17 protein-coding genes are annotated in these 18,510 nt (G+C 73.1%); 8 read left to right on the top strand and 9 right to left on the bottom strand.

Annotated elements, in window-relative coordinates; all coding sequences use genetic code 11:
- The first annotated feature begins 7 nt into the window (after positions 1 to 7).
- Complete coding sequence (locus ACFC02_RS24310; RefSeq protein WP_376361019.1) at positions 8 to 1,243, top strand: DUF4032 domain-containing protein; 1,236 nt, start codon at positions 8 to 10, stop codon at positions 1,241 to 1,243.
- An 18-nt stretch (positions 1,244 to 1,261) separates the two neighbouring features.
- Here ACFC02_RS24310 and ACFC02_RS24305 read toward each other — a convergent pair whose 3' ends face one another.
- Entirely contained in the window at positions 1,262 to 2,134 is an 873-nt protein-coding gene (locus ACFC02_RS24305) for a universal stress protein (RefSeq protein WP_376361016.1), read from the bottom strand.
- Between the two features lie 232 nt (positions 2,135 to 2,366).
- On the opposite strand from ACFC02_RS24305, the gene ACFC02_RS24300 reads away from it, so the two are divergent.
- Genes ACFC02_RS24300 through ACFC02_RS24290 form a run of 3 tightly spaced genes read left to right on the top strand, consistent with a single transcriptional unit; the run spans position 2,367 to position 5,874 of the window.
- Positions 2,367 to 4,043, top strand: coding sequence for an FAD-dependent oxidoreductase (locus tag ACFC02_RS24300; protein WP_376361013.1), 1,677 nt, complete (start codon positions 2,367 to 2,369; stop codon positions 4,041 to 4,043).
- Complete coding sequence (locus tag ACFC02_RS24295) at positions 4,040 to 5,515, top strand: ATP-binding protein (protein WP_376361010.1); 1,476 nt, start codon at positions 4,040 to 4,042, stop codon at positions 5,513 to 5,515. The genes ACFC02_RS24300 and ACFC02_RS24295 overlap by 4 nt, the downstream gene beginning before the upstream one ends.
- Positions 5,512 to 5,874 carry a UBP-type zinc finger domain-containing protein gene (locus tag ACFC02_RS24290; protein WP_376361007.1) on the top strand — a complete coding sequence of 121 codons (363 nt, stop codon included), beginning with the start codon at positions 5,512 to 5,514 and terminating at the stop codon, positions 5,872 to 5,874. Before ACFC02_RS24295 ends, ACFC02_RS24290 begins: the two co-directional genes overlap by 4 nt.
- 79 nt (positions 5,875 to 5,953) lie before the next feature.
- Here ACFC02_RS24290 and ACFC02_RS24285 read toward each other — a convergent pair whose 3' ends face one another.
- A complete protein-coding gene (locus tag ACFC02_RS24285) occupies positions 5,954 to 7,753 on the bottom strand; it encodes a M4 family metallopeptidase (protein WP_376361004.1) in 1,800 nt (599 codons plus the stop codon).
- A gap of 331 nt (positions 7,754 to 8,084) precedes the next feature.
- Here ACFC02_RS24285 and ACFC02_RS24280 point away from each other — a divergent pair, with 331 nt between their 5' ends.
- From ACFC02_RS24280 to ACFC02_RS24265, 4 genes are all read left to right on the top strand, one after another.
- Positions 8,085 to 9,380: a serine hydrolase domain-containing protein gene (locus ACFC02_RS24280; RefSeq protein WP_376361001.1), complete on the top strand. Its 1,296-nt coding sequence runs from the start codon at positions 8,085 to 8,087 to the stop codon at positions 9,378 to 9,380.
- A gap of 50 nt (positions 9,381 to 9,430) precedes the next feature.
- Positions 9,431 to 10,108: an AIM24 family protein gene (locus tag ACFC02_RS24275; RefSeq protein ID WP_376360999.1), complete on the top strand. Its 678-nt coding sequence runs from the start codon at positions 9,431 to 9,433 to the stop codon at positions 10,106 to 10,108.
- Between the two features lie 97 nt (positions 10,109 to 10,205).
- Positions 10,206 to 11,168, top strand: a complete 963-nt coding sequence (locus tag ACFC02_RS24270) for a threonine/serine dehydratase (protein WP_376360996.1) — start codon at positions 10,206 to 10,208, stop codon at positions 11,166 to 11,168.
- 38 nt (positions 11,169 to 11,206) lie between these two features.
- Complete coding sequence (locus ACFC02_RS24265) at positions 11,207 to 12,178, top strand: LLM class F420-dependent oxidoreductase (RefSeq protein ID WP_376360993.1); 972 nt, start codon at positions 11,207 to 11,209, stop codon at positions 12,176 to 12,178.
- Between the two features lie 42 nt (positions 12,179 to 12,220).
- Here ACFC02_RS24265 and ACFC02_RS24260 read toward each other — a convergent pair whose 3' ends face one another.
- The 7 genes from ACFC02_RS24260 to ACFC02_RS24230 form a co-directional block, all read right to left on the bottom strand.
- Complete coding sequence (locus ACFC02_RS24260; RefSeq protein ID WP_376360990.1) at positions 12,221 to 12,721, bottom strand: DUF6328 family protein; 501 nt, start codon at positions 12,719 to 12,721, stop codon at positions 12,221 to 12,223.
- Between the two features lie 133 nt (positions 12,722 to 12,854).
- Positions 12,855 to 13,838 (bottom strand): aldo/keto reductase, encoded by a 984-nt coding sequence (locus tag ACFC02_RS24255; protein ID WP_376360987.1) that lies wholly within the window; start codon positions 13,836 to 13,838, stop codon positions 12,855 to 12,857.
- A gap of 108 nt (positions 13,839 to 13,946) precedes the next feature.
- Positions 13,947 to 15,152, bottom strand: a complete 1,206-nt coding sequence (locus ACFC02_RS24250; RefSeq protein ID WP_376360984.1) for an FAD-dependent monooxygenase — start codon at positions 15,150 to 15,152, stop codon at positions 13,947 to 13,949.
- A gap of 147 nt (positions 15,153 to 15,299) precedes the next feature.
- Positions 15,300 to 16,001 (bottom strand): ribonuclease H, encoded by a 702-nt coding sequence (locus ACFC02_RS24245; protein ID WP_376361078.1) that lies wholly within the window; start codon positions 15,999 to 16,001, stop codon positions 15,300 to 15,302.
- 42 nt (positions 16,002 to 16,043) lie between these two features.
- Positions 16,044 to 16,841, bottom strand: coding sequence for a VOC family protein (locus ACFC02_RS24240; RefSeq protein ID WP_376360981.1), 798 nt, complete (start codon positions 16,839 to 16,841; stop codon positions 16,044 to 16,046).
- A gap of 87 nt (positions 16,842 to 16,928) precedes the next feature.
- Positions 16,929 to 17,408 carry a TetR-like C-terminal domain-containing protein gene (locus ACFC02_RS24235; RefSeq protein WP_376361075.1) on the bottom strand — a complete coding sequence of 160 codons (480 nt, stop codon included), beginning with the start codon at positions 17,406 to 17,408 and terminating at the stop codon, positions 16,929 to 16,931.
- Positions 17,409 to 17,484: 76 nt separating this feature from the next.
- Positions 17,485 to 18,372: an alpha/beta fold hydrolase gene (locus ACFC02_RS24230; RefSeq protein WP_376360978.1), complete on the bottom strand. Its 888-nt coding sequence runs from the start codon at positions 18,370 to 18,372 to the stop codon at positions 17,485 to 17,487.
- Positions 18,373 to 18,510 lie beyond the last annotated feature (138 nt).

Genomic DNA, 18,510 nt, shown 5'->3' with positions numbered 1-18,510 from the left:
TTCCGCCATGGCTTTGCAGATCAGCGCCACCAACCCGGAGCACCCCGCGCTCCTGCTCGAACTGCCCTGGGAGACGCCGCTGGAGGAGTGGCCCGAGGAGTACCTCGTGCCGCTCCCCCGCGGCATCTCCCGGCACGTCGTGCGCTACGCCCGGGCCGGCGACGAGGTGATCGCCGTCAAGGAACTGGCCGAGCGCCCGGCGCTGCGCGAGTACGAGCTGCTGCGCGACCTGGACCGGCTCGCCATCCCCGCCGTCGACCCGCTCGCCGTGGTCACCGGCCGCACGGACCGCGCGGGGGCGCCGCTGGAACCGGTGCTGATCACCCGGCACCTGGGCGGCTCGATGCCGTACCGCTCGATGTTCGAGACCACCCTGCGGCCCGCCACCATGCACCGGCTGATGGACGCCCTCGCGGTGCTCCTGGTGCGGCTGCACCTGGCCGGCTTCGCCTGGGGCGACTGCTCGCTGTCCAACACGCTCTTCCGGCGCGACGCGGGCGCGTACGCCGCCTACCTCGTCGACGCCGAGACCGGCGACCTGCACCCCCGGCTCAGCGACGGGCAGCGGGACTACGACCTCGACCTGGCCCGGGTGAACATCAGCGGCGAACTGCTCGACCTGGAGGCGTCCGGCGCGCTGCACCCCTCGGTGGACCCGATCGACTTCGGCACCGAGATCTGCGCCCGCTACGACGGGCTGTGGCGGGAGCTGACCCGCACCTCCGTCTACCCGGCGGGCAAGTACCACTACATCGAGCGCCGCATCCGCCGCCTCAACGACCTGGGTTTCGACGTCGCCGAGATGCAGATCGAGCACTCCTCCAACGGCGACACGGTCACCTTCGTGCCCAAGGTCGTCGACGCCGGCCACCACCAGCGGCAACTGCTGCGGCTGACCGGCCTGGACACCGAGGAGAACCAGGCGCGGCGGCTGCTGACCGACCTGGAGAGCTGGATGGCCACCCAGGACGACTACGCCCCGGGCGACCCCCTGTCGGCCCGGCCCGAAGTGCTCGCGCACCGCTGGGTGCGGGAGGTGTTCCGGCCCACCGTGCGGGAGGTGCCCCGCGAGCTGCGGGGCGCCATGGACCCGGCGGAGATCTACCACGAGCTGCTGGAGCACCGCTGGTACCTGTCCGAGCGGGCGCAGCACGACATCGGCCTGGACACCGCGGTCGAGGACTACGTCAGGAACGTCCTGCCCAGGGCCCGCACCACCCTGGAGCCCACCACACCCGAGTAGGCGCCCCGGCCCCGGCGCTCAGGCGTGCGGGACGACGGCCACGGGGCACCCGGCGTGGTGCAGGACGCCGTGCGCGACGGAGCCGATCCGGGCGCCCATCGCCGTGCGGCGGGCGCGGCGCCCCACGACCACGAGCTGGGCGTGCCCGGCCGCGGCCAGCAGCACCTGCCCGGCGCTGCCCATCTCAACCTGTTCGACGACGGGGACGCCGGGGAAGCGTTCCCGCCACGGCCGCAGCGCCTCGGCCAGGCCCTTCTTCTCGTACGGTTCCAGCCCGCCGGCCTCGTCGAGCAGTTTGAGGGAGCCGGGGCTGTAGGCGAAGACCGGCGGCAGCGTCCAGGCGCGTACCGCCCGGACGGTGGCGCCGCGGGCGGCGGCCGTCTCGAAGGCGAACCGCAGGGTCTCGGCGCTGTCGTCGGCGCTGCCGTGCTGGCCGACGACGACCTCCCGTCCGGCGGCCTCGGCGGCGGGTTCGTCGCCGGCCCGCACCAGGACGACGGGCCGTACGGCCTCGGCGATCACCTGCTGGCCGACGGAGCCGACGAGGAACCCGACGAGGGCGCCCTGCCCGCGCGAGCCGAGCACCAGGGCCTCGGCGTCCGCCGCGGCGGAGGTCAGCGCCTCGACGGTGCCGTCCTCCACGACGTCGGTGGTCACGGTCAGGCCGGGGTGGCGGCCGGTGAGGGCGCGCACCGCCTCGTCGACCGCCTCGCGCACCCGCTGCCCCTGCGTGTCGCGGTCGCCGAGGTCGAAGGCGTCGTGGGTCTCGAAGCGCCAGGCGTGCACGACGCGCAGCGGCGCTCCGCGGCGCTCGGCCTCCCGTCCGGCCCACGCCAGCGCGGCGAGGCTCTCCTGCGATCCGTCCACACCTGCCGTGATCGGCCGTGTCATGCCGTCCGCCTCCCTGGGTCGCGGGCCGTTCGTCGGCCCCAGTCTTCCCCACCGCCGGGGCGAGCCCGCCACCGGCCACCGCCGTCGGCCGCCGGCGCGGCGGGCCCGGAGCGGGCGGGTGCCGTCCGCTCACCCGGGCGAAGGAGGGCGGACGCACCTACGATGGGCGCAAGTGGGCTCGAAGACGGGGGGCACCGGGCCTCCCGTCGCGACCGCACGGGGTGGGAGACACATGCCACAGGCCGCGGAAGCCGCGCGGACCGTCATCATGACCGTGGACGACGATCCGGGGGTCTCCCGTGCCGTCGCCCGTGATCTGCGACGGCGCTACGGCGAGTCGTACCGGATCGTGCGCGCGGAGTCCGGCGAGTCCGCGCTGGACGCGCTGCGCGAGCTGAAGCTGCGCGGCGACCTCGTCGCGGTGATCCTGGCCGACTACCGCATGCCGCACATGAACGGCATCGAGTTCCTGGAACAGGCCCTGGACGTCTACCCGGGCGCGCGCCGGGTGCTGCTGACCGCCTACGCGGACACCACCGCGGCGATCGACGCCATCAACGTCGTCGACCTGGACCACTACCTGCTCAAGCCGTGGGACCCGCCCGAGGAGAAGCTGTACCCGGTCCTGGACGACCTGATCCAGGCGTGGCGGCACAGCGACCACCGGCCGGTGCCGAGCACGAAGGTCGTGGGGCACCGCTGGTCGGCGCGGTCCTCTCAGATCCGCGAGTTCCTGGCCCGCAACCAGGTCCCCTACCGCTGGTACTCCTCCGACGAGCCCGAGGGGCAGCGGCTGCTGCGGGCGGCCGGGCAGGACGGCCGGCGGCTGCCGCTGGTGGTCACACCGGACGGCACACCGCTGGTCGAGCCGGAGGCGCCGGAGCTCGCGGCCCACGTGGGTCTGGCGACCACACCGGCGGCCGACTTCTACGACCTCGTCGTGATCGGCGGCGGTCCGGCCGGGCTGGGCGCGGCCGTGTACGGGGCCTCCGAGGGGCTGCGCACGGTCCTGGTGGAACGTTCGGCGACCGGCGGGCAGGCCGGGCAGAGTTCCCGGATCGAGAACTACCTCGGTTTCCCGGACGGGGTCTCCGGCGCCCAGTTGACGGAGCGGGCGCGCCGGCAGGCCGCGAAGTTCGGCGCGGAGATCCTCACCGCGCGGGAGGTGACCGGCCTGGAGGTCAACGGCGCGGCCCGCACCGTGCGCTTCTCCGACGGCTCCGCGGTCGCCGCGCACAGCGTGATCCTCGCGACGGGGGTCTCCTACCGCCAGCTCCCGGCGGCCGGGGCGCAGGACCTGACGGGCTGCGGCGTGTTCTACGGTTCGGCGCTGACCGAGGCGCCCGCCTGCCACGGTCAGGACGTGTACATCGTGGGCGGCGCCAACTCGGCCGGGCAGGCGGCGATGTACCTGTCGCGGGGCGCCAAGTCGGTGACGCTGCTGGTGCGCGGGGCCTCGCTGTCCGCGTCGATGTCGCACTACCTCATCCAGCAGATAGAGGAGTCACCGAACATCTCGGTGCGCACGGGCACGGTCGTGGAGGCCGCGCACGGCACGGACCACCTGGAGCGGCTCACCCTGCGCGACCTGGCGAGCGGGCGCGATGAACAGGTCGATGCGCAGTGGGTGTTCGTGTTCATCGGCGCCGCGCCGCTGACCGACTGGCTGGACGGCACGGTGCTGCGGGACGAGGGCGGGTTCATCCTGGCCGGGCCCGATCTCACGGCCGACGGCCGGCCGCCCGCGGGCTGGGAGCTGGACCGGCCGCCGTACCACCTGGAGACCAATGTGCCCGGCGTGTTCGTGGCGGGCGACGCCCGCGCCCAGTCCGCCAAGCGGGTCGCGTCCGCCGTCGGAGAGGGAGCCATGGCCGTGATGCTGGTCCACCGCTACCTGGAGCAGTCGTGAGCGGGCGCGTGATGCCGTGCAGCCCCCGGGAGATCGGCTCCCTGTTCCTGTTCGAGAAGCTGTCGGCCGAGCAGTTGGGCCGGCTGTGCAGCGACGGGCGGGTGGAGCGGTTCGAGCCGGGGCCGGTCTACACCGAGGGTGATCCGGCCACCTGCTTCTTCGTGATGCTCGAGGGTACGGTCGTGCTCTCCCGCCGGGTCGGCGACGACGACGTGGAGGTCGCCCGCACCTCGCAGCGCGGGGTGTACACGGGCGCGATGCAGGCGTACATCGGCGACCGGGTGCGGCAGGTGTACACCAACTCGATGCGTGTCACGGAGCCGACGCGCTTCTTCGTGCTGCCCGCGGACACGTTCGCGAGCATCATGCAGCAGTGGTTCCCGATGGCGGTGCACCTGCTGGAGGGGCTGTTCTTCGGGTCGAAGAACACCCAGGCGGCCATCGGGCAGCGCGAACGGCTGCTGGCGCTGGGCTCGTTGTCCGCCGGTCTCACGCACGAGCTGAACAACCCGGCCGCGGCGGCCGTGCGGGCCACGGCGACGCTGCGCGAGCGGGTGGCGAAGATGCGGCACAAGCTCGCGGTCATCGCGGAGGGGCCCTTCACGCGCGAGCAGTTGGCGGACCTCATCGACATCCAGGAGCGCACGGCCGAGCGGGTGTCCAAGGCCCCCGCGCTCAGTCCGCTGGAGGCCAGCGACCGCGAGGACGCCCTGACCGACTGGCTGGACGACCACGGCGTCGGCAACGGCTGGCAGCTCGCGCCCGCGTTCGTGCAGGCCGGGCTGGACGTCGACTGGCTGGAGCAGGTGGCGGCGGCCGTCGGCGAGGACATCCTGCCCGGCGCCGTGGGGTGGCTCAACTACACGGTGGAGACGGAGCTGCTGATGGACGAGATCGCGGACTCCACCACCCGTGTCTCCCGCCTCGTCGACGCCGCCAAGCAGTACTCGCAGCTGGACCGGGCGCCCTACCAGGTCGCCGACGTGCACGAACTCCTCGACAGCACGCTGCTGATGCTGTCGGGCAAGACGGGCCCGCGGATCAAGGTCGTCAAGGAGTACGACCGGACGCTGCCGCGGATCCCGGCCTACCCGGCCGAGCTGAACCAGGTGTGGACCAACCTGATCGACAACGCGGTCTCGGCCATGGACGGCACGGGCGGCGAGGGCACCCTGACGGTGCGCACGGCGCTCCACGGCGAGCGGCTGCTGGTCGAGTTCCGGGACACCGGGCCCGGGGTGCCGCCGGAGATCCGCGGCCGCATCTTCGACCCGTTCTTCACCACCAAACCGGTGGGCCAGGGCACCGGCCTCGGGCTGGACATCTCCTGGCGGATCGTGGTCAACAAGCACCACGGCAGCCTCGCGGTGGAGTCGGTGCCGGGCGACACGCGCTTCAAGGTCCTGCTGCCGCTGACCGCGACGGACGGCGACGGCACGGCACTGGGTCCCATCCCCGAGGAGACGGTATGAGCGACGACGACCGCGTGGACGGCTTCATCGACCCGGCCGCGGCGCCGAGCGGGCCGGGCTGCGTCGAGTGCGAGGCGGCCGGCGGCTGGTGGTTCCACCTGCGGCGCTGTGCGCTGTGCGGGCACGTCGGCTGCTGCGACGACTCCCCCGGCAAGCACGCCGGCGCCCACTACCGGGCCACGGGGCATCCGGTGATCCGCAGCTACGAGCCGGGCGAGGAGTGGTTCTGGAACTTCGCGACGGAGGAGCTGTACGACTCCGGTCCGCCGCTGGCGCCCCCGGCCGCCCACCCGGCCGGCCAGCCGGTTCCGGGCCCGGCGGGACGGGTCCCGCACGACTGGGCGCGGACCCTGCGCTGAGCGGCGGCCGGCGGGGCCCCGCGGGACGCAGGATGCCCCGCCGGGAGCGGGGCATCCAGGTCACGGGTCCGGGGGTCCGTCAGGGACGGGCCGCCGGGGTGTTGGCGGCGGTGACGTTGACCGCCGCCCAGGCCGAGTCCACCGTGCGGTACTCGGTGCTGTTCGCGCCGTAGAGGTCCTTGGCCGCCTGCAGCGTCGCGACGCGCGCGTCGTGGAAGTCGGTCGTGGAGACCATGTAGCGGGTCAGCGCCCGGTAGAAGATCGCGGTGGCCTTGGTGCGGCCGATGCCGCGCACCGACAGTCCGCCGTAGGTCGGCGAGTCGTAGGCCACGCCGCCGATCGTCTTGCGGCCGCTGCCCTCCGCGAGCAGGTAGTACGCGTGCGAGGAAACCCCGGAACCGGCATGCACCTCGGTGTAGTACACCGACGGCGACCAGTAGTCGATCGCGCCCTCGAGGGTGTCGAGGGAGGGGTGGTCGAGGCGGCGCAGGAACTTCTGCGCCAGGCCCAGCTTCTCGCCGAGGAGGTAGTTCGGCGGGTTCTTCGGGTTGTCGGCGAAGAACTCGACGTTGGAGCCGAAGATGTCGGCGAGCGACTCGTTCAGCGACCCCGGTTCGCCGTACTGGTTGCCGGCGGCGTCCACCCGGGTGGGCTCCAGCCGGGCGGTGGAGTCCACGACTCCGTGGGTCAGTTCGTGGCCGGTGACGTCGAGGGCGACGAGCGGCTTCTTGAACATCTGGCCGTCGCCGTCGCCGTACAGCATGCAGTCGCACGTCGGGTCCCAGAACGCGTTCGCGATCCCGTTGCCGAAGTGCACCATGGCCTTGGCGCCCTTGGAGTTGTTCTCGATGCCCTTGCGGCCGAAGGTCTTCTTGTAGAAGTCCAGCGTCTTGCTGATGCCGTACTGGGCGTCGACGGCGGCGGTGACGCGGTTGGAGACGGCGCCGTTGCCCCACTTGTTGTTCGTGCTGGTGATCTTCGTGCCGCGCGCGAAGCTCTCCTGCAGCTGGTTCCTGGCGTCCCGGGTCTCCGTGCCGTAGCGCGTGGGGTCGGCCAGCACGAAGCCGGTCCGGGCCGTCTGCGTGGTGGTCAGGGCGACCGGGCCGACGAACAGGGACGCGCCGCTGCCCGTGGTGGTGCGCGGGTAGCGGCCGGAGGAGAGGGAGGTGCGGCCGAGCGAGTCGAGCGAGCCGGGCGGCGGGACGCTGCCCCTCGTCGGCAGGGTTCCGCTCTGGCGGCTCAGGGTGGCGCGCAGCTTCGGCGACAGGAACTCGTCGCTGTCGGGTGTGTTGCTGCGCACCTTGCCGGTGACGGCGTCGATGACGACCGTCCGCGAGCGGGCTCCCTCGGTGGTGGCGCTGTCGGTGACGTGGACCTGGTAGGCGAGCGCCGGGGCGCCGCCGCGGGCGTCCACCACGAGCTGGGCGGTGCCCGCCTCGCCCTTGGCCGTGGAGGCGGCCTTGGCGGCGGCCTGCGCGGGCGTCACCGCGGCGCGGGTGGTGGCGGGCTCGACCGTCCGGTCGGAGGCCCGGGTGACACCGGTGTACGCCAGGTTCCGGTTCAGGTGGACGACGAGGTCGCCGCCGAGCACCGTCATGCCCCGGTGGGCGCGGACGAAGCGGACGTGACGGGCGCCCTCGGGGTCGATCATCACGTCCTGGGCGCGCAGTTCGTCCCCCTGGACGACGCCGGTCGCCGACGCGTGGGCGAAGGCGGCGGCGCGGGCGGCACTCACCACCGTGGCGGTGGAGGTGCTGGCGGCCGACACCGTGCGGCCCGGCCCCTTGGCGGGGGCGGCCACTGCCGGGCCGGCCAGGCCCGTGACGGCCGTCGTCGCGGCGACGGCGACCGCCACGTTGCGTATGTGGGGTCTGTGCACTCTTGAGGGTTCCTTCGGTGGTGAAGGCGGCCGGGCTCACCAACCGCCCCGACGCATGGCGCGGTTGCGCCATGAGGGCCGGTCGGGCCCCGGAAAGAAACCCTTGTGGGCAAGCCATGCACATGTAAAGCACGAATGATCCATTCCGTGCCGCCCAGGGCAATCCTTTGCCAATCCAGTCCCACTCGGTGATCAACGAGTGATCGGTGAGTGACCAACTGTGTGTCGTACGGGGAGATGTGACGCGATACGAGATGGTTGCCTCGATCGAATGTGATCAATCTCGCAACGGCCCCCACGCCGGCGGAGACGGAGACGGGAGCGGACACGTATGGCCTCACGCACGACGTGCACGAGCGCGGTGCTCGGATCGCTGGTACTGACCCTGCTCACCGGGCCGGCGCGGGCGGCGGACGGCGCCCCGAGGACGCCGGCGCCGGACACCCCCGCGCTCCCGGCCCCCGCCGCCCCCGCGCTCCCGGCCCGCGGTGCCCCGGCGGCCCACGCACTGCCCGCCCCGGACACCGCGGCGCTGGACGGCCTCCTGCGCACCGCGCTCACCCGGGGCGCGCCCGGTGCGATGGCCCGGGTCGACGACCACCGCACGGCCTACGACGACCACGCCACCGTCCACCAGGCGACCGAGGGCAGTGCCGACCGCGGTGACGCGCGGGCGATGGACACCGCCGACCGCTTCCGCATCGGCAGCGTCACCAAGACGTTCACCGCCGTCGTCCTGCTGCAACTGGCCGCCGAGGGCCGGGTGCGGCTCGACACCTCCGTCGACCACTACCTGCCGGGGCTGCTGCCCGACGACCGGATCACGGTGCGCCACGTGCTGGGCCACCGCAGCGGCCTGTACGACTACACCGAGGACCTCTTCGCCGCCACGGTCCCGGGCTTCGAGGCCGTGCGCACCCAGGTCTTCACCTACCGCCAGCTGCTGGACCGGTCCCTGCGCCACCCGCGCACCCACGCGCCCGGCGCCGCCTACGCCTACTCCAACACCAACTACGTCGTCGCCGGCCTGCTCGTCGAGAAGCTGACGGGCCACCCGGTGCGCACCGAGTACGAGAACCGCATCATCAAGCCCCTGAAACTGAGCGACACCTTCTACGTCCACCCCGACACGCAGATCCCCGGCCGCCACGCCCACGGCTACCTCACGCCGGACGAGGCGAAGGGCGCCCTGGTGGACGCCACCGACCAGACGGCGTCGTGGGCGCAGAGCGCGGGCGCGCTCATCTCCTCCACCCGCGACCTGAACACCTTCTTCTCCGCGCTGCTGGGCGGCCGGCTGCTGCCCGCCGCCCAGCTGACCGAGATGGAACGCTGGAACCCCGCGGGCACCGCCCAGGCCTACGGGCTCGGACTGCGCCGCCGCGACCTGTCCTGCGGGATCTCGGTGTACGGGCACACCGGGACGGTGCAGGGCTTCTACACCTACGCCTTCACCAGCAAGGGCGGACTGCGCAGCCTGGCCGCGGTCGCCAACACCTCCAACAACGGCGCGGTGCACGAGACGATGCTGGCCACCCTGGAGGCCGCGTTCTGCGGCAGGAAGGCCGCCGCGCGCCCCGCCACCCCGCCGCCGCGGACGGCCCCGGTGCACGACCTCGCGCGGTGAGCCGGCCCGCGATCTTGGCGGAATCAGTCCTTCCGGGCCAGGATGCCCCCATGAAGGGTGATCTCTTTTCCAGTGAGCACGTGGTGCGGCCCGCGACCGCACCGGGCATGTACGTCGAGAACGCCAAGTGCGTCAGATACGTGGTGAACGGCGAGATGCTGGCCCGCCAGGGCGCCATGGTGGCCTGGCGCGGCAGCCTCCAGTTCGAACGCAAGGGCCAGGGCGTGGGCGGCATGCTCAAGCGCGCGGTCACCGGGGAGGGACTGGCGCTGATGTCGGTGCGCGGACAGGGCGAGGCCTGGTTCGCCCACGAGGCGCAGAACTGCTTCATCGTCCAGCTCGACCCGGGCGACGAGTTCACCGTCAACGGGCGCAACGTCCTGTGCTTCGACGCCTCGTTGTCGTACGAGATCAAGACGGTCAAGGGGTCGGGCATCGCGGGTGGCGGCCTGTTCAACAGCGTCTTCACCGGGCAGGGCAGGCTCGGCCTGGCGTGCGAGGGCAACCCGCTGGTCATACCGGTCACCCCCGACCAGCCGGTCTACGTCGACACGGACGCGGTCGTCGGCTGGACCACCCGCCTGCAGACGTCGCTGCACCGCTCGCAGTCCATCGGCTCGATGCTGCGCGGCGGCTCCGGCGAGGCGGTGCAGCTGATGCTCCAGGGCGAGGGCCACGTCGTCGTCCGCCCCAGCGAGGCGACCCCGCACAAGGCCCAGCAGCACTGAGCACCGAACCGCCGGACACGTGTTGACCTGCGGGGCACCGACGGGTGAGGCTCGGGGTGGCGCGGATTCCCGCCCCGCGCCGGGAGGATGAACCGCCTTGATCGGCATCTCGCAGATCGAAACCACGGCCGAACGGATCGCCGGTCATCTCGTGCGCACTCCGACCGTGCCGAGCCCCGGCCTGTCCGCGCTGCTCGGCATCCCGGTGACCGCGAAACTGGAGCTGCTCCAGCGCACCGGCTCGTTCAAGGCGCGCGGCGCGACGGCGAAGCTGCTCTCGCTCGACGAGACGGAGCGGGCGGCGGGCGTGGTGGCGGTCAGCGGCGGCAACCACGGCATCGCGCTCGCGGTGATGGCCGCCGCCCTCCAGGTGAAGGCCACCGTCGTCATGCCCCGCACGGCACCGGCCCGGTCCCTGAGGATCGCGGAGGAGACGGGCGCGTCGCTGCATCTGACCGACGGCATGGACGAGGCCTTCGCGACGGCGGCGCGGCTGCGCGACGAGGGGCTCACCCTCGTCCATCCTTTCGACGACCCGGTCGTGATCGCGGGGCAGGGCACCGTGGGACTGGAGTTCGCCCAGGACGCCGGTCCGCTCACGGACGTGCTGGTGAGCGTCGGGGGCGGCGGGCTGATCGCGGGCGTCGCCGCGGCGCTGCGCGCGCTCCGCCCCGGGGTGCGGGTGTGGGGTGTGGAGACCGAGGGCGCCCAGGCCATGTCGCAGGCGCTCGCGGCGGGCGGGCCGGTGCCGGTCGGCCTCTCCTCGATCGTCACCACGCTGAGCGCCCCCTCGGTGTCGCAGCTGACGTACGAGCACGCCCGCGACCTGGTCGAGGAGGTGCTCGTGGTCCCGGACCGGGCCGCCGTCCAGGGCGTGCTCGACCTCGCCGAGCACGCCAAGGTGTGGACGGAGCCCGCGGCCGGCTGTCTGCTGCCGGCCGCCCACCTGGTGCGGGAGCGGGTCGGCGCCGACGCGCGGCTGGGGCTGGTGGTGTGCGGCGGCAACGCGTCGGCCAGTGACATCGCGCAGTGGGCGGACCGGTTCGGGCTGCACCGATAGGGCCGTTTCCGGGGGCGCCGGCCGGGGACTCGGCCACCATGGTGCAAATCGGATACACGATGATGACCGAGCAGGCCGGTCCGCGTGAGCTGGTGGACCACGTGGTGCGGGCCGAGGAGGTCGGCTTCGACTTCTCGGTCATCTCGGACCACTACTTCCCGTGGCTGCGTGCGCAGGGTCACGCGCCGTACGCGTGGAGCGTGCTGGGGGCGGCGGCTCAGGCGACCTCGCGGATCCCGCTGATGACGTACGTGACCTGCCCGACCTTCCGCTACCACCCGGCGGTCGTGGCGCAGAAGGCGGCGACGGTGCAGTTGCTGGCGCAGGGCAGGTTCCGGCTCGGACTGGGGTCGGGCGAGAACCTCAACGAGCATGTGGTGGGCGGCGGCTGGCCCTCGGTGGACGTGCGCCACGAGCGTCTCGAAGAGGCCGTCGAGATCATCCGGGCGCTGTTCCAGGGCGGGCATGTCACCCGGCACGGCGCGCACTTCGACGTGGAGTCGGCCCGGCTGTGGGACCTGCCGGACGAGCCGCCGCCCATCGGCATCGCGGTCTCCGGCGAGCAGTCCTGCAGGCTCGCCGGGCACCTCGCCGACCTGGTCATCGCCACCGAGCCGAAGGCGGGGCTGCTGGAGGCCTTCGACCGGCACGGCGGCGAGGGCAAACCCCGGGTGGGGCAACTGCCCGTCTGCTACGACACCGACCGGGACGCGGCGATCGGGCGCGCGCACGAGCAGTTCCGCTGGTTCGGCAGCGGCTGGAAGGTCAACTCCGAGCTGCCGCACCCGGACTCGTTCGACGCGGCGACCCAGTTCGTCACCCGGGACGACGTCGCCGAGTCGATCCCGTGCGGCGACGATCCGGAGGCGTTCGTGGAGGCCGTACGTCCCTACGCGGAGGCCGGGTTCACGGAGGTCGCGCTGGTCCAGATCGGCGGCCGGTCGCAGGAGCCTTTCCTGGACTGGTCGGCGAAGGCCCTGCTGCCGGCGCTGCGGGACGCCTTCGGCTGAGCCGCCCGGCGCGCTCACCGAGGCCGCGGGGCGGGCCGGCGCTCAGCGGGACGTGTGGCGGCGCCTGGCCCACAGCGGCAGCACGAACCAGCACAGCAGGTACCAGCCGACGACCGGCGCGACCAGCCACGGCACCAGCCCGTCGTGCGTGGCCACCCGGAGGACGAGCAGCAGCGAGGCGGTCATGGTGGCCAGCAGCAGCACCAGGCCGACGAAGGTCATCCGGGACGCCCAGCGGACCGCCTGGGGCTTGACCCGGCGCCCGGAGACCAGGCGGTGCAGGGAGACGGGGCCGATGAGCGCGCCGGTCGCGGCGGCGCCCAGGACGACCGTCACGACGTAGATGGTGCGGTCGGCGGGGGCGAGCGTCGCGTACTTGGGCTGGAACACCACGGTGAGCAGGAAACCGAAGAGGATCTGGACCCCGGTCTGGGCGACCCGCACCTCCTGGATCAGCTCCACCCACATACGGTCGGCCCGCTCCTCCTGTGTCTCGTCGCGTCCCCGGCGCCGCCGTTCCTCCGCCGCCCGCTCCGTCGCCATCGCACCGCCTCCCGGACCCGTGGCCCAGCCCCTCGGCGGGCCGGGCTCCCCCCGCGTCTTCCCCGCAGGGCGGGAAACCTGCCGCACGGTCCGGCACGCCGGGCGCCCGGACGGCGGTGGGCGGCCGGCGCGTCTACCAGCGGCTCTCCACCTGGTCCTTGATCCGCCGCTCGTAGAGGTCGCGGATCGCGGCCACCGTCTCCTCGGGCAGCGGCGGCAGCTTGCCGACGGCGGCGTTGGCGCGGGCCTGCCGCGCCGAGCGTGCGCCCGGGATGACGGTGGTGACGCCGGGCTGCTGGATGATCCAGCGCAGGGCGAGCTGGGCCGGGGTGCAGCCCTCGGGGGCGAGCGCGGCGAACTCGGCCGCGGCCTCCACTCCGGTGGCGAAGTCCACGCCGGAGAAGGTCTCGCCCTGGTCGAACGCCTCTCCGTGCCGGTTGTAGGTGCGGTGGTCGTCGGCCGGGAAGACGGTGTCCTTGGTGTATTTGCCCGAGAGCAGGCCGGAGGCGAGCGGCACCCGCGCGATGATGCCGACGCCCGCCTCCCGCGCGGCGGGCAGCACCTCGCGCAGCGGCTTCATGCGGAACGGATTGAGGATGATCTGCACGCCGGCCACGTTCGGCCGGGCGATCGCCGTCAGCGCCTCGGCGCAGGTCTCCACACTGACGCCGTAGGCGGCGATCCGCTCCTCCTCGACGAGGGTGTCGAGCGCGTCGAAGACCGCGTCCGTGGAGTACACGGACGTCGGCGGGCAGTGCAGCTGCACGAGGTCGATGCGGTCGACGCCGAGGTTGCGGCGGGAGCGGTCGTTCCAGGCACGGAAGTTGTCCAGGACGTAGTGCTCGGGGATCTGCTCGACGCGCCGGCCCATCTTGGTCGCGACGAGCACGTGCAGGTCGGGGCGGCTGCTGAGGAAGGTGGCGATGGTCTGCTCGCTGCGCCCGTCGCCGTAGACGTCCGCGGTGTCGAAGAAGGTCACGCCCGCCTCGGCGGCGGCCTCCAGTACGGCGAGGGCTTCCTTGTCGTCGACCTCGCCCCAGTCGGCGCCCAGTTGCCAGGTGCCGAGGCCGACGACCGAGGCGTGCTGGCCGGACCTGCCGAATTCACGTTCGTTCATGCCGTCAGTCTGTCACCCGGCGCCCGCCGGAACGGCGTTCGCGCGGCCCGCGCAGGCGGACAGCGGCACGGCGGCACGGCGGACCGAGGGGTTCAGCGGGCGTGTGGTTCAGCGCGCCTGTGAGCGGGCCTGCACCGTCCGGGCGACCCTTGGTCCGAGCCACCGCTTCAGCCGTCGCGCCACCGCGAGCCGGCCGGCCGCCTTGTCGATGCCGTAGTAGAGCTGCGGCGGGACGTGGGGCAGCAGCGGTGAGTGGCGCTGGCCGAGCAGCGCGAACATGCGGTGCGGGGGCAGGTGGATGTAGCGGGGCAGGTTCTCGTACCACTGGGCGCTGTGCCGGGCCGCGCTCTGGACGGGCAGCAGGGCGAAGCGGCGTTCACGCTCGTAGGCGGCGAGGGCCGGCCCGAGGCCGGCGTGTGCGCGCAGGGCGCCGGCCAGGCAGATCGCGTCCTCCAGCGCGAGGGTGGTGCCGGCACCGACCGAGTAGTGCGTGGTGTGGGCGGCGTCGCCGAGCAGGACCAGGCCGTCGCGGTACCAGGTGCGGTTCGTGAGGGTGCGGAAGGTGAGCCACGGCGCGCTGCCCGCGCCCGCCGTGCGGCCGATGAGCGGATGTCCGTCGAGCACCCCGGCGAAGACCTTCTCCAGCAGGGCCGACGTGCCGGCCTCGTCGAGCCGGTCGAGCCCCAGGCCGGTGAAGGTCCGGGCGGAGCACTCGACGACGCAGGTGCTGTGCGCGTCGTCGTACGCGTAGCCGTAGCACCAGATCCAGCCGTGGCCGGTCTCGACGAAGGCGAAGGTGAAGGCGTCGAAGACCTTCGTGGTGCCGAGCCAGAGGTAGCGGTTGCGGCCGAGGTGGGTGCGGGTGCCGAAGTGCGCGGCGTGCCGGGTGCGCAGCGCGCTGTGCACGCCGTCCGCGGCGACCACGAGGTCGGCGGCGGGCAGGTCGTCGGCGGTGACCTCGCTCTCGAACTCCACCCGTACGCCCAGGGCGCGGGCCCGGTCGGCGAGGATCTCCAGGAGCCGGTGCCTGCCGATGCCGAAGCCCTCATCGCCGCGGTGACGGGTCGTCAGGTCTCCGACGCGGGCGACGCCGTCGCGCCAGCGGACGGAGTGCGCCCGCACGGCAGCCGCCGACTCGGGGTCGTGGGTGTGCAGCAGGTCGAGCAGCCCCTGCCAGTACGTGACGCCCCAGCCGTAGGTCGAGCCCTCGGGGTTGCGTTCGTGGACGGTGATGTCGTGGGACGGGTCCTGCCGCTTGAGCAGGATGGAGAGGTACAGGCCGGCGGGCCCGCCGCCGACGCAGGCGACCTTCACGTACACCCCTGAGGCTACCGAGAGTGGTCGATGGGCAACGAAGGGTAACAGAAAGTAAGTCTCTCGCCACGCACCGTCACCGACACTCCCGCCCGTGCTCCCGCTCGTCGTGGGACAGGCCTGTCCCACGACGTGGGCCCGGGCCGGTCAGGCCTCGGCCGTGCGGCACTCCGGGTGGCCCCAGCCCTGGGCGTTCTTGGCGATGGACTCGCCGGCGGCGTAGGAGCGACCGCACAGGCAGCGGCCGGGGAACTTCGCCTTGATCGTGCGCGAGGAGGCGGAGGAGGCGGTGGCGCCGGAGCGGCGGGGGGCCTTGCGGCGCGGCGCGGCGGCCTTGGGGGTGTCGGGCGAGGACGGGGGTTCCGGTGAGCCGAGTGCGCTGCCGGCCGGTTCCTGCACGCGGGCGGCCTGGCTGGCGGCGCGGTCGGCGAAGTCGTTGAGCGGGTCGCCGTCCACCTGGTGGGCGGGGACGTAGCGGAAGTCGACGCAGCGGCCGTCGAGCAGTTCGTCGATCCGCACGACGAGTTCCTGGTTGGCCACGGGTTTGCCCGCGGCCGTCTTCCAGCCGTTGCGCTTCCAGCCCGGCAGCCAGGTGGTGACGGCCTTCATCGCGTACTGGGAGTCCATGCGGACCTCGAGCGGTGTGTCCGGGTCGGTCGCCGAGAGGAGCCGTTCCAGGGCGGTCAGCTCGGCGACGTTGTTGGTGGCGGTGCCGAGGGCACCGGCCTCCCAGCGGGCCGCGGTCCCGGTGTCGTCCGAGACCACCCACGCCCAGCCCGCCGGACCCGGATTCCCCTTCGAGGCCCCGTCGCAGGCGGCCACCACTCGTTCACGCATGGGCTCGATGATGCCACGGCCCGGCCGGTGCCCGTGCCCTCGCCCGACGGACCCCTACGAGACGTCCTCGACCTGCGGTTTCTCCCCCTTCGTGGTGGTGATGTCGATCACGGAGAAGTGGGCGCCCTGCGGGTCGCCGAGCACCGCCGTCCGGCCGAAGGGGCTGTCCGCCGGGCCGTAGCGCACCACGCCGCCCAGGCGGGTGGCGGCGGCGGCCGCGGCGTCGCAGTCGGCCACCATGAAGTACACGTTGAGGTACGAGGGCACCTCGGGCGGGAAGTCGCCGGTCATGCGCATCCGGCCGAGCACCGTGTCGTCGCCGAGGTCGAACGTGCGGAAGTCGATGGCGTCGTCCTGGAGCTGCTTGGCGGTGTAGCCGAAGACCGAGGTGAGGAAGGTGTCCGCCGTGCCGGGCTCGCGGGTGAGGAGTTCGGCCCAGCAGTAGGCGCCGGGGACCCCGGTGACCTCGAACCCTTCGTGGGTGCCGCCCTGCCACACGCCGAACACGGCGCCGCTTGGCTCGCGCGCCAGGCACATGGTGCCGAAGTCGCCGACCCGCATCGGCTCCATGAGCACCTCGCCGCCGTGGTCGCGGATGCGGTGCGCGGTGGCCGCCGCGTCGGGCGAGGCGAAGTACAGGCACCACTGGGACTGCCCCTCCTGCCCGGGCATCGGCGGTACGACGGCCGCCACCGCCCTGCCGTCCACGTAGGCCTCGGTGTAGTTGCCGTACTCCGAGGACGACTCGCCGAAGGTCCAGCCGAGGACCTCGCCGTAGAAGGTCTTGGCCTGCTCGACGTCGGTGAACATCGCGTCGGCCCAGCAGGGGGTTCCCTCAGGTCGTACCGCCATGGCTGCGGCCCTCTTCCGGTCGGTGGCTCGTCCGCCTCCTCACGCTAGCCACCCGCGCGGGCCGGCGCGCGGCGGGAAGCGGCCGCCTCAGAGCGCGCGCAGGCCCCGGTCGGCGAAGGCGATCAGCCACTCGAAGCTCTCGTCGACGTCGGCGCTCCACTGGAAGCCGCCCGCCGACTGCAGGGTGGCGAAGCCGTGGCAGAGGCTGCGGAGCATGCGCAGGGCGTGGTCCACGTCGGACTCCGCGACGGTGTAGCCGCGCAGGACCGCCATGAACGCGTCGAGCAGCCTTTGGCCGGAGGCGGCCAGGGGATCGTCCGGGCCGGACGGTTCCACGCCGATCGTCGCGGCGTACCGGCCGGGGTGCTCCAGGACGAAGGCGCGGAAGGCGCGTGCCGCGGCGGCCAGGGCGTCGCGGCCCGCGCGGCCCTGGACCGCGCTGCCGACGGCGTCGGCGGCCTGGCCGAGCGCCAGGGCGGCGATCCGCCGGTTGAGGTCCTCCTGGCCGCCGACGTGCTTGTAGAGGGAGGGCGTGCGTACGCCGAGCCGTTCGGCCAGCAGGCCCATGGTCAGGCGGGCGAGGCCCACCTCGTCGGCGACGGCGGCGCCGGCCGCGACGACGGCCGCCGGGTCCAGTCCGGCCCTAGGCACGGGCCGCCTCCGTCCCGAGGAAGGCGAGCACGAGCGAGAGCACCTGGTCGGGGAACTGGTCGTGCGGGTAGTGCCCGGCGCCTTCGATCATCTCCAGGCGGCCGATGCCGGCGGGCAGGGCGTCGACGATCGCGGAGCCCTCGGCGTGCGGGTCGGCCCAGTCGGGGTCGAGGGTGCCCATCACGACCAGGACCGGACGGCGGACCTCGCCCAGGTGCGCTCCCGCGTCGGCGGGGTCGGTGCGGCCCATGCCCTGCATGGCCTTCATCCGGCCCGGCTCGCGCAGCAGGGTCTCGAAGCGGCCGAGCCGCTCGGCCCAGTCGGCCGGCTTGACTCCGGGGTAGGCGATGTCGAGGTAGGAGCGCCACAGCGGCACGCTGCCGAACACGCCCGCGCCGAGCAGTCGCAGCATGCCCTGCCGGAACCGTTTCACCCGCAGGTCGCCGAGGCGGATCGACTGCTTGCGGGTGAAGGGCGCCAGTTCGACGACGCCGGTGACCAGTGAGGGTTCCCGGACGGCGGCGATGGTGGCGGCGCCGCCGGAGATCGAGTGGCCGACGAGCACGGCCGGGCCGCCCAGGTGGCGGACGACGGCGAGCAGGTCGCCGGCGATGGCGGTGCGGCTCCAGTCCTGGAAGGCGGTGCCGGACTCGCCGCAGCCGCGCAGATCGACCGCGGCGACCCGGTGGCCCGCGGCGGCCAGGGGCGGGATCAAGGCGCGGTAGGCGGCTCGGCTGTCGCCCATGCCGTGCGCGAGGACGACCAGCGGGCCGGAGCCCGCCACCTCGTAAGCGATCGTGCCGCCGTCGACGGCCAGGTACTCGGTCATGACGCCCTCCTTGGCTAACCTCGTTAGCCAAAAGCTAATGTCATTAACCAAGCTTGTCAACGCCTGCCGGACGGCCGGCCCACTCCCCCGGACCCGTGTCCGCCGGGGCGTCGTCGCCACCGGCCCACGCCGACAGCCCCGAGCAGGCCAGCAGCATCACCAGGTAGACGGACCTGGTGAGCTGCTCCC

Source organism: Streptomyces sp. NPDC056160, assembly GCF_042268205.1.
Classification (GTDB): domain Bacteria; phylum Actinomycetota; class Actinomycetes; order Streptomycetales; family Streptomycetaceae; genus Streptomyces.
Note: the sequence above shows the minus strand (reverse complement) of the source record. Positions and strands in the feature narration are given on the sequence as shown.